The sequence below is a fragment of the Arthrobacter sp. NPDC058288 genome (assembly GCF_042880995.1).
Classification (GTDB): Bacteria; Actinomycetota; Actinomycetes; order Actinomycetales; family Micrococcaceae; genus Arthrobacter.
On record NZ_JBHVYH010000003.1, the window covers coordinates 187,988 to 200,565 of the forward strand.

Here is a 12,578-nt window from a genome sequence, read left to right on the forward strand (position 1 = left end):
GGACAACAGCACATGGATGCGCAAGCGCCTGGCAAGGCTTCAGGAACGGCCGCCCCACCACCGGTGGACACCGCCACCGGTGCTGGGCGCACCTGGAGCCTGCAGCGCGAATGGTCCAGGGCTTTCCTACTCATGCTCGCCGCGCTGCTGATCGGCGCCGTGGTCACGATCGTGGGTGTGCGCGGCCTGATGGACCAAGTGCAGGAAACATCCGACCGGCTGCAACTCGAGCTCGAAAAAGTGGAGATACTCCGGTCCGCCCTCGACAGCCACGAACAGCTGGGGCACCAGGTGCTCTCCGGCGCAGCCGTGGACCGCGCCGCGTTCCACCGGCAGCAGGAGGAAATTTCCCGCCTCTTCGAGGATGTCTCCGCCGTCCTGCCCGCTGAAAAGCACGCGCGGGACACGATTATCGGTGCCCGGCAGTCCTGGCAGGAAGCCCTGACCGACCATGGCCTGTGGGGCAGCCAGGTGCTGTTGCTCAAGGGCAGTCACGTCGAGGAGACGCCGGCTTTGGCCGCCTCCAGCGCAGGAATCCGCAGCCAGCTGGCGGACATCCGGCGCTACTCCCTGGCGGAAATGGACAAGGGACTCGCGCACAGCGCCGAACTCGAACGTTTCCTGGTCATCGCGCGCAGCATCCTGTTCCTGGTGGCCGTGGGCGCTACGGTGTACTTCCGGCGCAGGATGGCCAAGGACCTCATGCGGCCGGTGGGGAGCCTGCACCAGGGCGTCCGCAAGCTGCGGGCCGGAAACTACAACCACCGCATCGAAGTCTTCCGCCGCGATGAACTCGGCGAGCTGGCGGAGGCTTTCAACGGCATGGCCGCCGCTGTCCACAGCAGCCACGAGGCCCTCACACACCGGGCAACCCACGACCCCCTCACCGGCCTGGCAAACCGGGCGGCCCTGATGGAACGCCTCACGGCATCTTTTGGGGCGGGAAGCACCCGCAGGAACCGGCACGAGGGACTGCTGTTCATCGACATCGATGACTTCAAGGAGGTCAACGATTCGCTGGGACACGAGAGGGGTGATGCCCTGCTCATCCAGCTGGCCGCCCGGCTCAAGGGCTGCGTCCGCTCCGACGACGTCGTTGCCCGCCTTGGCGGGGACGAGTTCGCGATCGTTGTGATGGACGACGACGCCGGCTCGGTCACCGCCGGGATCGCCGAACGGATCCACGGGGCGTTGCGCGCACCGTTCTTCCTCGGCGACGACCGCCTGACTGTCACGGCCAGCATGGGCGCGGCCCAGCGCCGTCCGGAAACCACGGACGCTGCCGAGCTGCTGCGGCAGGCGGACTTCGCGATGTATCTTGCCAAGCACGGCGGAAAGGCCCGTTTCCAGCTTTTTGACGCCGAGGGCTACAACCATATGACCTACCGGGCCGCCCTCAAACGGGATTTGGCCTCCGCCGTGGCCGCCGGCCAGTTGCGCCTCGAGTATCAGCCGATTGCCGATCTGAACACTGGAACCATCCTCGGAGTGGAAGCGCTGGTGCGCTGGGAGCACCCCACGCTGGGACTGCTGGCGCCGTCGGAGTTCATTCCGCTCGCGGAGGAAACAGGTGACATTGACGCCGTCGGCTGCTGGGTGCTGGACACCGCGAGCCGCCAGGCGGCCGGCTGGCGGAAATCCCTGCCGCAGTGCGAAGAGCTGTGGATTGCCATCAATCTCTCCACCATCCAGCTACCCAACCCGCGGAACCTGGCCGCCATCACACGCATCCTTGCCGACCCCGCGGCACAGGCGGACAAGGTGGTGCTCGAAGTGACCGAAACAGCCCTCGCGGGCAGCACGGACGGCGGTATCGCCGCACTCAGGACCCTGAAGGAAACCGGCGTGCGCGTGGCCATCGACGACTTCGGGACGGGCTATTCCTCGCTGAGTTCCCTGGCGGTGCTGCCCGCTGACATCCTCAAGATCGACCGTTCGTTCCTTGGGCGGCAAGCGTCCGAGGCGCAATCGGCCGCAATGCTCGAAGGCATCCTGGGACTGGCCCGTATGCTCTCCCTCGAAGTGATCGCCGAAGGTGTCGAGGAAGCCGGACAGCTGGACCTGCTCCGCAGCCTGGATTGCCGGATGGGCCAAGGCTACTTCCTGGCCCGGCCGGGTTCCGCCGAGGCGGTCGAAACGCTCCTGGCTTCGGGTGCCCGCCTGCAGCCCGGCCCGGCAGAGCTCGAGCAGGCCGTCGATTCATGAGGAATACTTGCCCTCCCGCCGGAGTTCTTGGCTGGGACGGCACTATCCGGACAGGCACAGCAGCGAAATGGAGACCACTATGGCACCGGCATCCGCATCACTAGTCCACCTCGGCGACGGATTGAACGTCAGCCCCTTGGGATTCGGCGGCATGGCCCTCACCCCGGTCTACGGCGAAGTGGACCAGGGAGAGGCCTTGCGGACCCTGCACCATGCAGTGGATGCCGGCGTCAGCTTCATCGACACGGCGGACATCTACGGCGGCGGCAGCAACGAGGAACTGATTTCCCGGTTGCTCAAGGAACGCCGGGGCGAAGTGCAGCTGGCCACCAAGTTCGGGCTGGTAGGCACTCCGTCCACCGGCTACACCGACATCCGGGGCGACGCCGCCTATGTGAGGGAGGCGGTGGACGCCAGCCTCCGCCGCCTGGGCACCGACACCATTGACCTGTACTACATGCACCGCCGCGACCTCCGCGTTCCGATTGTGGAAACCGTGGAGGCCATGGCGGCGCTGGTGCAGCAAGGCAAGGTGCGGCACCTCGGCCTGTCGGAAGTGACGGCCGAAGAGCTGCGGGAGGCCAACGGCGTCCACCCGATCGCAGCGGTCCAGAGCGAATGGTCCATCTGGAGCCGCGATGTGGAACGCAACGTTGTTCCCGCGGCGGCCGCGCTTGGGGTGGGGTTTGTGCCATATTCACCGCTGGGCCGGGGATTCCTCACCGGCACAGTGGACGCTTCGAAACTCGGGAGCGGCGACTTCCGGCGCAACATCCCCCGCTTTGCCGCGGACGCGGCGGACGCCAACCAGGGAGTAGTGGCAGCGGTTCAGGCCGTCGCGGCCGAGCTCACCGTCGCCGGCAAGCCGGCAACTCCGGCCCAGGTGGCCCTGGCCTGGCTGTTTGCCCAGGGCAAAAAGCTCGGCCTGCCCGTCGTTCCCATCCCCGGCACGCGCAAGGCGGAACGGATTGATGAGAACCTGGGTGCGCTGTCGCTCGACTTCACCACTGCTCAACTGGAGAAGCTCGACGCCGCAGCGGACGCCGTCGTCGGCTCCCGCTCCGCGGATCCCAAGTGGGTGTCCCAAGGCCGCGAATAGGGTTTCCGTAGACTGAAGCCCATGGATTCCCTCATTCACGACCTGCGTGACATCACCATCCGCCGGATTTCGGTCAGCGAGATGGACAACAACGTTTATCTGCTCACCAGCAAGGCCTCCGGCGCACAGCTCCTGATCGATGCGGCCGATGATCTGGCCGCCATCCAGGCGCTGCTTGCCGAGGCTGCCGCGGATACCTCCGCGACGCCCAGGCTGGCGCTGATTGCCACCACCCACCAGCACTGGGACCATGTCCGCGCGCTACCGGGCCTGGTGGCGGCCACCGGAGTGAAGACGGCGGCCGGGACGGATGACGCCCCGGAACTGCCGGTTCCGGTGGATGTCCTGCTGGACCACGGGGACGTGGGCAACTTCGACGGTTTCGACGTAACGGCAGTGCACCTTCGGGGGCATACGCTGGGGTCGGTGGCGCTGGTGTACCAGGACCCGGCAGGACCTGCGCACATCTTTTCCGGCGATTCGCTGTTCCCCGGAGGCGTGGGCAACACCCAGAAGGATCCGGAGCGCTTCAACCAACTGATCGCCGATGTGAGCGAGCGGCTGTTCGACGTGTACCCGGATGACACCGTGGTGCACCCTGGCCACGGCAAGCCCACCACCCTTGGTGCGGAGCGCCCGCACCTTGGGGAGTGGCGCGCCCGCGGCTGGTAGCTTTCGCTACGCTTTCAGGCTTGCGCGGCGCTTCGTGATTTGCGCGGCGCTTCATGATTTGCGCTGCGCTTCATGATTTGCGCTGCGCTAAATGCCGGTCGCTGCGGATATACCCGCAGCGACCGGCATTTTGCGTCTCGCCCGCTACTTTTGGTCGCGAAAACGCGAGCTTTAGCGGCTGCGGCGTTCGTTCGAAGCCGGAGCCGACGCGCGGCGGGGGCCGCCGCTGCGTGCCGGACGGCCTTCGCCGGAGCGGCCGTTGCCGCCGCCTGCATAGGATCCGCCCGAGGTTCCGCCCGTGTTGGAGGACCAGACTGCAGCGTTGCCGCCGGCCGAGCCGGACTTGCTGCCGGCAGCGGCGCGCTGGCCCGTTGCCGGACGTCCGCTGCGCTGGCCGCCCGTTGCTCCGCCAGTGCGGGGAGCGCCACCGCGCTGCGCACCGGTGCGGGGAGCACTGGTGCGGGTTGCGCCGCCGCGTGCGTCGCCACGGCCGTCGGACGTACGTGCGTCAGATCCGCGGCCGGCCGCTGCACGGCCCCCTGCAGCGGGAACATCGTTGTGGTGCGAGTAGGCAGTGGCACGGCCGCGGCCGCGTGCATTGCGACGCTCGGCGCGCTCAGCATCTGCGCGGTCCTGGTTCTTCTCCGCCACGCGTTCAGCGGCGTTGCGGGCTGCGGCCTGGCCTTCGTAGGCCACGGCACGGCGCTCGGAACGCGGAAGATCCGTGCGGGGAGCCTCGGCCGAGACCCGTCCGCGTCCGCCACGTCCTCCGCGGCCACCCGCGGTGGGTGCAGCCTGAGTGGAGCGGCGGGCGCGCTTGCGCTCCGCGTTGGCACCGGTGGAGGTGCCGCCGCCGTGCTGCGCGGCCTTGGCGGCGAGCAGTGCGGCGCGGGTACGCGGATCGATCTTGTCGGCCATTTCGCCCACCAGTTCGGCAACCAGCGGGGAGTTGGCGGTGACGCGCTCGAAGTTGACCTCGACGCCGGCAGCCTTCATGAGCTTCTTGACGTCGGACTGCTGCTCCGGGAGGGTCAGCGTGACCACGGTGCCGTCGGAACCGGCGCGGGCCGTACGGCCTGAGCGGTGGAGGTATGCCTTGTGCTCCGTGGGCGGGTCGACGTGGATCACCAGTTCGACGTCGTCCACGTGGACGCCGCGGGCTGCGACGTCGGTGGCCACCAGGACGCGGACGTCGCCGGAGGAGAACTCGGCGAGGTTGCGGTCACGGGCGTTCTGCGAGAGGTTGCCGTGCAGGTCGACGGCGGGGATGCCGGCGTCGGTCAGGGTCTTGGCAAGCTTGCGGGCGTGGTGCTTGGTGCGCATGAAGAGCACCCGGCGGCCGGCACCCGAAGCGAGTTCAACGATCAGCTGCTTCTTGACAGTCTGGTCGTTGACGACGAGGACGTGGTGCTCCATGGTGGTCACCGCGGCCTGCGGATCGTCCACGGAGTGTGTCAGCGGGTTGGACAGGTAGCGCTGGACGATCTTGTCCACGCCGTTGTCCAGCGTGGCGGAGAACAGGAGCCGCTGGCCCTGGCTCGGGGTCATGTCCATGAGCTTCTTGACCACCGGCAGGAAGCCGAGGTCGGCCATGTGGTCGGCCTCGTCGAGCACGGTGACCTCGACAGCTTCGAGGGTCAGGATGCGCTGGCGGATCAGGTCCTCCAGGCGGCCGGGGCAGGCGATGACAATGTCGACGCCGGCGCGCAGCGCCTTCTCCTGGCGTGCCTGGGAGATGCCGCCGTAAATCACGGTGGTGTTCAGGCCCATGGCCTTGGCCATCGGCTCGATGGTGGCGTTGATCTGGGTGGCCAGCTCGCGGGTCGGCGCAAGGACCAGGCCCATCGGGCGGCCGGGCTTGCGGAAGTGCTTGGCTTCCCGCTCAGCGAGTCGTGCTACAAGCGGGATGGCGAAGGCAATGGTTTTGCCGGAGCCGGTGCGGCCGCGGCCCAGGACGTCGCGTCCGGCCAGGGTGTCCGGGAGGGTCTTGACCTGGATGGGGAACGGCTCGGTGATTCCCTGGGCGGTGAGGGTGTCGGCAAGTTCTTTGGGCGTGCCGAGGGCAGCAAAAGTAGTCATGTGTTTCAAAGGTCTTTCAGGCGGTATCCGTGCGGATATCGGCCCCCGGTGCCGGTTGGCCCAGGGGTTCGCCGAAGAAAAGTCAGGTGATCAACCGGGCTGCTGCCAACCTTGCGGTAGCGGCGGCCGGGACCAAATAGAACGCGTTCATCGACGCAGGATGTGCCTCTCACATGAAAAAAACCCACTCCCTGCCGGAAAAATCCTTCGGGGATCCGGTTGATGAACCGAATCAAAGTGGGCATCACTGCACATCAAGTTCCACCAGTCTAGCACCCGCACGCCGCAGCCCCCGCTTCGGGGGACCGGCGATGAGGGCTTTGGACTCTTCGCAGCCCGCAACGCCCCGCCCCAGACTGGGCGTATGTGCGCGGAGACCATGGTCCGGCTGACCGACCTCAGAAAGATTTTCGGCAGGACCATCGGGCTCGACGGCGTCAGAGCACGTGGCCTACTGCGCGCACCTGCGCCGCCGCGACGACCGGAAACGATCGCTGGAACTCGCGGACCGCCTGGGCCTGGACCTGGACCGCCCGGCGCGGACGCTCTCGCGAGGGGACCGGCAGAAGCTTGCCGTCATCCTGGCCGTGATGTCCAGGCCGCGGCTGCTGGTGCTGGATGAACCGACAAGCGGCATCGACCCCCTGGTGCAGCAGGTGTTCCACGCCATCCTGCGCGAGCACACCTCGGACGGTGGCTCCGCCCTGTTTTCCTCCCACGTCCTGGGCGAAGTGGAACGTGTAGCGGACCGGATCGGCGTGGTCCGCAAGGGCCGGCTGGTCGCCGTCGAGCGGCTGCAGGAACTCGCGGCGCGGTCCCTGCACCAGGTGCGGGTCCGGTTCGCCGATGACGTTTCCGCGGAGGATTTTTCGGGCGTTCCCGGACTGCGGGATTTGGTGGTTGATGGACGAAACGTCAGCTGCAGCGCTCCGCAATCCGCCCTCGACTCCTTGTTGAAGCGGGTTAGCGCCCGCCGGGTGGAAGACTTCGAATGCGCAGAAGCACCGCTGGAAGATACCTTTCTCAGCTACTACGGCATGGATCGGAATGGCAGCGCCGAAAACGCCATGGCGGGCCGGGATGCTGACTAACGTCCTCACCAAGACCCTCCGCGACCAGGGCAAGGGCCTACTGGCATGGTCGGCAGCGCTGGTGCTGATCGTGGCCATGTACGCCGGCGTGTGGCCCTCGGTGCGCGACCAGCCGTCCATGGGTGACTTCATCGATCAGATGCCCGAAGCTTTCCGCTCCATGTTCGCAACCTCGGGAGCGGACATGTCCACCCCAACCGGCTACATCCAAATCGAGCTGCTGTCCTTCATGGGTCCCATCGCGGTGCTGATCTACGCCATCGGCGCGGGCGCCGGCTCAATCGGCGGTGAGGAGGACCGACACACCATGGACCTGTTGCTCTCCAACCCGGTGAGCCGCACCCGGGTGGTACTCGACAAGTTCCTTGCCATGACCCTGGCGACCTTCCTACTGGCGGCCGTCATGGGGCTTTCGCTGCTTCTCGAGGGCCGGCTCGTCGACCTCGACCTGCCGCCGGGCGAGGTGGCCGCGACCATGCTCCACCTGGCCCTTCTTGGCGTCGTCTTCGGATCGCTGGCACTGGCACTCTCAGCAGCGACCGGCAGGACGGGGCTGAGCCGGGGCCTGCCTGCGGGGCTTGCAGTAGTTGCGTACATCGTGAACGCACTCGCGCCGCTGGTTGACTTCTTCGACCGGATCCAGAAGGCATCGCCGTTCTACCAGTACATTGCCCACGATCCTTTGCGGTCCGGTGTCGCCTGGGACGGCGTCCTGGTAGCCGTCGGCACAATCGCGGCCCTTGTAGTCTTCGCCGTCTTGGGTTTCCGGCGCCGGGACGTGGCAGCCTAGCCCCCAACACCCCACCGCATGTGATGCAGCTCACACAAGGTCCAGCGTGAGGATTGCCGTGCGGGTTGCGTCTTACTGATGACGGCACCACAGAGGTGCCCGTATCAGATGACCAGGAGTGATTGTTTTGACGACCCAGACCCAGGCCAAGACCCCCGCCGATGTGACCAAGTCCCAGTCCCCTGCCGCACCTTCAGCTCCCGCCACGCAGGTCAAGCACGCCGGCAAGGACGGCCGCGGAGCCACCACGGTTGCCGACGGCGTGGTGGCCAAGATCGCGGGCATCGCCATCCAGGAGATCGACGGCGTGTATGCCCTCGGCGGCGGCGCGGCCCGCGCCCTCGGATCCCTGCGCGAACGCGTGGGCCAGAAGGACCTCACCCAGGGCGTGAACGTTGAAGTAGGCCAGACGCAGGTGGCCGTGGACGTGACCCTGGTGGTCGAGTCCCCGCATGCACTTCAGAAGGTGGCAGATGACGCCCGCGACGCCGTGTACACCGCCATCGAAGACCTCGTCGGAATGGAGGTCACGGAGGTCAACGTGACCATCACGGACATCCACGTCCCGTCCGATGACGAGGACCAGGCTGATCAGGCCGCCCGTGAATCGCGGGTAGCTTGAGCCCCGCAATCGCCGGCGCCGCCATCGGAGCCGTCCTGGCGGTGGTGGCCCTGGCCTTCGGCTTTTGGGGCTTCCTGCTGGCCGCCCTCCTGATGGGTGCCGGCGCAGCCGCGGGCCGTGCCGCGGAGGGCAGGCTGGACGTGCGCGGCGTCGCGGACGCCCTGCGCGGCAAGCGCTCATCCTCATGAGCCCCGGGCTGAGGCCCCGTCCGGAGACGGGCAGCCAGGGTTGGCAGCAACGGACGGGCCACACCAGGATCACTGCCAGGGCGCTGACACAGGCCGCCGAGGCTGTGGCCGCGGAGGCCTTCGGACTTCCGGCAGGCACGGTCAAGGCAGGCCTGCGGGACGACGCCGGGCTGCTCGCCATCACCGTAGCGGTTCCGCTTCCCGCTCCGCCCCTCCTTGAACTACCTGCCGCGGGCACGGAGGCAGTGCCCGGCTCGCCCACCGTGTTTGAACAGTCGGACCGGGCCAGGGCGGCCATCATCAAGCACACCGGCGCAGTTACCGGAACAACAGTCAGCCGTGTGGATATCCGCTTGACGGATTCCCACCGGGCTGGCGGAAAGGCGCTGTTATGAGCGGAAAACTCCACATCGGCCGGATGGTCCGCCGGGAATTGCATTCCTCGCGCGCCGCTGCTTCCGCAACCACGGCAGGCGCCGCTTCCGGACTCCTGCTCTGGATGGCCCTCGAGACAGCACTGTCCGCGGCCGGGCAGCCGGCCGTCGTCGCACGGCCGTTGGATGCGGGAAGGTGGCTTGCGGACACGGCGGCCTCCGCAGCCCCGTCCCTGTTGACTGCCGCAGGTGCCGGACTGGGCCTGGGCGGCCTGTTGCTCCTGATGCTTGCTGTTGCACCAGGACGCCGCCCCCGGCATGCGCTCGGCAGCAGCCGTGCAGCCGTCGTCGCGGACCATGAAGTCATCGCCGCAGCGATGTCCCGGGCCGCGCGCCGGCAGGCGGGCCTTGCACCGGACCAGGTTTCCACCACCGTTGGCAGTCGGAGCGTCAGTGTCACCATCCAGCCGACGTCGGGCATTCCGGTCGACGCCGACGCCGTCAAGGCGGCCGTCGACGGCGAACTCGCCACGTACGCGCTGCGCCGCCGCATGCGGAGCAGCGTCCGTGTCACCACCAGAGGGGCGCTCGGACAATGACAGGAACACACCGCGCCCTGAACCGGGCCCTCCTTGCGCTCACCGGGCTGCTGCTAATCGCAGCCGGGGCCCTCGCCGCGGCCGCCGGAACTCTTCCCGGAGCCGCAGCGGAATGGGCTGCAACCGGGAGGGAATCCTGGGGCCGGATCCGCGAACTGCTGGCGGCCGCCCCGCTGCCCGATGGCACAACCAGCTGGTGGACGATTGCCGCCGTCGGCGGCCTGCTGCTGGGCACGGCACTGATGACCGGCTGGGCAGCCTCCCAGGGCGGGGGCCGTACCCGCATTGTGGCGGAAACGCCCGACGCCGGGCAGGGAACCACCACCGTGGAAACGGGCCTGGTGTCCCGGCTGGTCGCGGAAGCCCTGGCGGGCAACCGATTAGTGCTGTCCACATCCGTCAGCGCGTGGCGGGTCCGGGGTCCGGCCGGGAAGGAATCCGCGATAAAAATCAGGATCCAGGCACGCCAGGGCGCCTGCCCCAGGGAACTCGCGGACACTGCGGAGCAGCTCATCGCCGGACTCGACCGGATGCTGGGCCATCCGGTTCCTGTCCTGGTTCGAATCACTGCCGGGACCAGGACGCGCCCGGCCCCACCCGACCGCGCCCATTGACAGCCACGCCGCAACACCCTCTTGAATCACCACCAACCGAAACCGGGAACAACCCGGAACCGTCGCGAAAGGACATCCCATGGGACTCGACGACAAGGGACGCAACACCGTCATCAACCACCTCGGGGGCGCCAAGGAGCAGGCCGGCAAGCTGACCGGCAACAAGGACCTGCAGCGCGAAGGCCAGGCGGACCAGGCCCGGGCGAAGCTCGGCGAGGCCGCCGAGACCGCCAAGGACGCAGCAGCCGACATCGGCGGAAGCATCAAGGCAGCGGCGCAGAAGCTCAAGGACAGCCTCGGCAAAGGCTGAGCGAGACGGCCGCCACCCGGGGTGAGAGCTGCCCTGCCTGAAACCCGCCGCCCCTGAGAGGAAAGCAGAACCAATTGGACGGTCCATCATCCGTGCCGCACGGCCTGGAGCTCGTTCCGGATGCCATCCTTGCCGGGCGCGCCTCCGACGGGGACACCGCCGCCTTTGAAGCCCTGGCCCGGCGCTACGGACCTCAGATGCGGGCATGCGCCCGCCGGATCACCGGGTCCTTCGCTGACGCCGACGACGTAGTCCAGGAGTCGCTGATGCAGGCCTGGAAGCAGCTGGACACGCTGCGGGACAACGGGGCGGTGAAGAGCTGGCTCCTGCGCATCACGGGCAGCCGCAGCATCGACCATTTAAGGCGGCGTAAGGTCCACCCGGAGCTGGCCGCGGAACACGAAGCCACGGCCGGCGGCGCGGGCAACCACCACAATCCCGAATCGGCGGCAGTGAATGGCTCCCGGGTCGCCGCACTGAAGGCGGCGCTGGCCCGCCTCCCGGAAGAGCAGCGCCGCTGCTGGGTCCTCAAGGAGTTCGGGGACCAGAGTTACGAGGAAATCGCCTCGACGTTGAACATCAGTGCCGACAGCGTCCGTGGCCGGCTGGCACAGGCGCGGGTCACGCTGGCCCGTGAAATGGAGGAATGGCGATGAGCATCCCGGACAGGAACCTCGAATGCGGACACAGCCTCGAAGAGCTCAGCACCTATCTGGACACCGGGGACATCCCCGATCCCCGGCACCTGGCGGAATGCCCTGACTGCCAGGCGGCCCTCGCCTCCCTTCGCAACCTCAAAAGCCTGGGACGCGAATTCCTCGGCGAGGAAATCGCGGCAGCGGGGAAGGGGACGGACGACTGGATGCAGTCGATCCTGGACAACCTGCGCCTTGAGGTGCGTCCCGGCCGCACCATTCCGCTGCGGCCGGAGCACCCTGGGGACACCTTGTCCGAAACAGAGGGCGCCATCACGGCGCTGGTCCGCGCCGTGGGCGACGGGATCGAAGGGATCGCCGTGGGCAAGTGCCGGCTCCGCGGGGATGTCACAGTGCCCGGAGCTCCGGTGACGGTTGAGGTCCAACTGGCTGTCCTCTACGGCCATCAGATGATAGGCAAGGCCGCCGCGCTCCGTGAGCACCTCGCCGAGGCACTCGCCCGCCACACGGAACTTAACATCGCGGCAATCGATCTGGCGGTCTCTGACGTCCTGCAGCCGCGTGCAGCCATGCCGCCCACCACAGAGGAGACCCAGCCATGAACCAGCCCCTGCCCGCGGCCGACGGGCTCTATGAGGTCATCCGCTCCGTGGACGGCGTCATTGCCGTGTACCCGGCCCGCCCGGGCTGGCAGAACATTGCAGGCGCAGCGCTGAGCGCGGTCACCGGCGTCCAGGCCGCGCCCGTCCTTGTCCTGCCCGTTCAAGATGTGAATGGCACGACGGCGGAGGTCAGGACCCGGATCGGGATCAGTTCCGCACACCGGGCTCCGGAGGTCTGCCGTGAAGTGGCGGCAGCAGTCCGCCGGCAGCTTGAACCCCTGTCCGTCACCGTGGACGTGCAGGTGGCCGCGATCTCAGACCCCCGGCCGACGCCGCGGTAGCCGGCGCCCGCTCCCGGGGGCCAATCATTGTTACGTCCAACAACGGACTACAGTTGATGCCCTGAGGCTCGACGTTTGTCGAGGGGCGAGAGAAACGGACAGCGGCTGATCCGCCGTCCCGGGAGGCGACGAGAAGGAGGCCCTGCCATGGCAGCACAGCCCGGCACCACGCCGGGGCATGCCCTTTCCCGCTGCGGAAGCCGGCTAACGATCAGCGCCGCCCGCCGTCGTCGTCCCGGCCTCCCACCCCGGAGCGCCGGTTGCACCGCCGCGAAGGGGGCCGCCAACCGGCCCCTAGTCTTAATCCACACCCCCAACTGTTACCTCCGTCACATT

The 12,578-nt window shown here is 67.8% G+C and carries 15 protein-coding genes; 14 read left to right on the forward strand and 1 reads right to left on the reverse strand.

Translation table 11 applies throughout. The annotated features are described in order from the left end of the window. Positions 1 to 12 precede the first annotated feature (12 nt). The 3 genes from ACFVWT_RS11815 (at position 13) to ACFVWT_RS11825 (ending at position 3,976) form a co-directional block, all read left to right on the forward strand. Positions 13 to 2,205, forward strand: a complete 2,193-nt coding sequence (locus ACFVWT_RS11815) for a putative bifunctional diguanylate cyclase/phosphodiesterase (RefSeq protein WP_390248002.1) — start codon at positions 13 to 15, stop codon at positions 2,203 to 2,205. 79 nt (positions 2,206 to 2,284) lie between these two features. Further along, the gene (locus ACFVWT_RS11820; protein WP_390248003.1) at positions 2,285 to 3,304 is read left to right on the forward strand and encodes an aldo/keto reductase; all 1,020 of its coding nucleotides are present in this window, start codon (positions 2,285 to 2,287) and stop codon (positions 3,302 to 3,304) included. 21 nt (positions 3,305 to 3,325) lie between these two features. After that, positions 3,326 to 3,976, forward strand: coding sequence for an MBL fold metallo-hydrolase (locus ACFVWT_RS11825; RefSeq protein ID WP_390248004.1), 651 nt, complete (start codon positions 3,326 to 3,328; stop codon positions 3,974 to 3,976). 171 nt (positions 3,977 to 4,147) lie between these two features. Here the strand turns inward: ACFVWT_RS11825 and ACFVWT_RS11830 are convergent, their stop codons facing one another. Beyond that, positions 4,148 to 6,055 carry a DEAD/DEAH box helicase gene (locus tag ACFVWT_RS11830; protein WP_390248005.1) on the reverse strand — a complete coding sequence of 636 codons (1,908 nt, stop codon included), beginning with the start codon at positions 6,053 to 6,055 and terminating at the stop codon, positions 4,148 to 4,150. 446 nt (positions 6,056 to 6,501) lie between these two features. Between ACFVWT_RS11830 and ACFVWT_RS11835 the strand changes: the two genes are divergently transcribed. From ACFVWT_RS11835 to ACFVWT_RS11885, 11 genes are all read left to right on the forward strand, one after another. After that, positions 6,502 to 7,146, forward strand: a complete 645-nt coding sequence (locus ACFVWT_RS11835; protein ID WP_390248006.1) for an ATP-binding cassette domain-containing protein — start codon at positions 6,502 to 6,504, stop codon at positions 7,144 to 7,146. Beyond that, positions 7,136 to 7,936, forward strand: coding sequence for an ABC transporter permease subunit (locus ACFVWT_RS11840; protein WP_390248007.1), 801 nt, complete (start codon positions 7,136 to 7,138; stop codon positions 7,934 to 7,936). The genes ACFVWT_RS11835 and ACFVWT_RS11840 overlap by 11 nt, the downstream gene beginning before the upstream one ends. Positions 7,937 to 8,063: 127 nt before the next feature. Then, complete coding sequence (locus ACFVWT_RS11845) at positions 8,064 to 8,558, forward strand: Asp23/Gls24 family envelope stress response protein (RefSeq protein WP_390248008.1); 495 nt, start codon at positions 8,064 to 8,066, stop codon at positions 8,556 to 8,558. Beyond that, positions 8,555 to 8,746, forward strand: a complete 192-nt coding sequence (locus ACFVWT_RS11850; protein ID WP_390248009.1) for a DUF2273 domain-containing protein — start codon at positions 8,555 to 8,557, stop codon at positions 8,744 to 8,746. Before ACFVWT_RS11845 ends, ACFVWT_RS11850 begins: the two co-directional genes overlap by 4 nt. Next, positions 8,743 to 9,141: a hypothetical protein gene (locus ACFVWT_RS11855; protein WP_390248010.1), complete on the forward strand. Its 399-nt coding sequence runs from the start codon at positions 8,743 to 8,745 to the stop codon at positions 9,139 to 9,141. The genes ACFVWT_RS11850 and ACFVWT_RS11855 overlap by 4 nt, the downstream gene beginning before the upstream one ends. After that, positions 9,138 to 9,719: a DUF6286 domain-containing protein gene (locus ACFVWT_RS11860; RefSeq protein ID WP_390248011.1), complete on the forward strand. Its 582-nt coding sequence runs from the start codon at positions 9,138 to 9,140 to the stop codon at positions 9,717 to 9,719. The genes ACFVWT_RS11855 and ACFVWT_RS11860 overlap by 4 nt, the downstream gene beginning before the upstream one ends. Continuing rightward, positions 9,716 to 10,333, forward strand: a complete 618-nt coding sequence (locus ACFVWT_RS11865) for a hypothetical protein (RefSeq protein ID WP_390248012.1) — start codon at positions 9,716 to 9,718, stop codon at positions 10,331 to 10,333. Before ACFVWT_RS11860 ends, ACFVWT_RS11865 begins: the two co-directional genes overlap by 4 nt. 79 nt (positions 10,334 to 10,412) lie before the next feature. Then, the gene (locus tag ACFVWT_RS11870; RefSeq protein WP_390248013.1) at positions 10,413 to 10,643 is read left to right on the forward strand and encodes a CsbD family protein; all 231 of its coding nucleotides are present in this window, start codon (positions 10,413 to 10,415) and stop codon (positions 10,641 to 10,643) included. Positions 10,644 to 10,717: 74 nt separating this feature from the next. Beyond that, positions 10,718 to 11,299, forward strand: coding sequence for an RNA polymerase sigma factor (locus tag ACFVWT_RS11875; RefSeq protein ID WP_390248014.1), 582 nt, complete (start codon positions 10,718 to 10,720; stop codon positions 11,297 to 11,299). Next, the gene (locus tag ACFVWT_RS11880) at positions 11,296 to 11,901 is read left to right on the forward strand and encodes an Asp23/Gls24 family envelope stress response protein (RefSeq protein WP_390248015.1); all 606 of its coding nucleotides are present in this window, start codon (positions 11,296 to 11,298) and stop codon (positions 11,899 to 11,901) included. Before ACFVWT_RS11875 ends, ACFVWT_RS11880 begins: the two co-directional genes overlap by 4 nt. Beyond that, positions 11,898 to 12,242 (forward strand): hypothetical protein, encoded by a 345-nt coding sequence (locus tag ACFVWT_RS11885; protein ID WP_390248016.1) that lies wholly within the window; start codon positions 11,898 to 11,900, stop codon positions 12,240 to 12,242. Before ACFVWT_RS11880 ends, ACFVWT_RS11885 begins: the two co-directional genes overlap by 4 nt. The last annotated feature ends 336 nt before the right edge of the window (positions 12,243 to 12,578 follow it).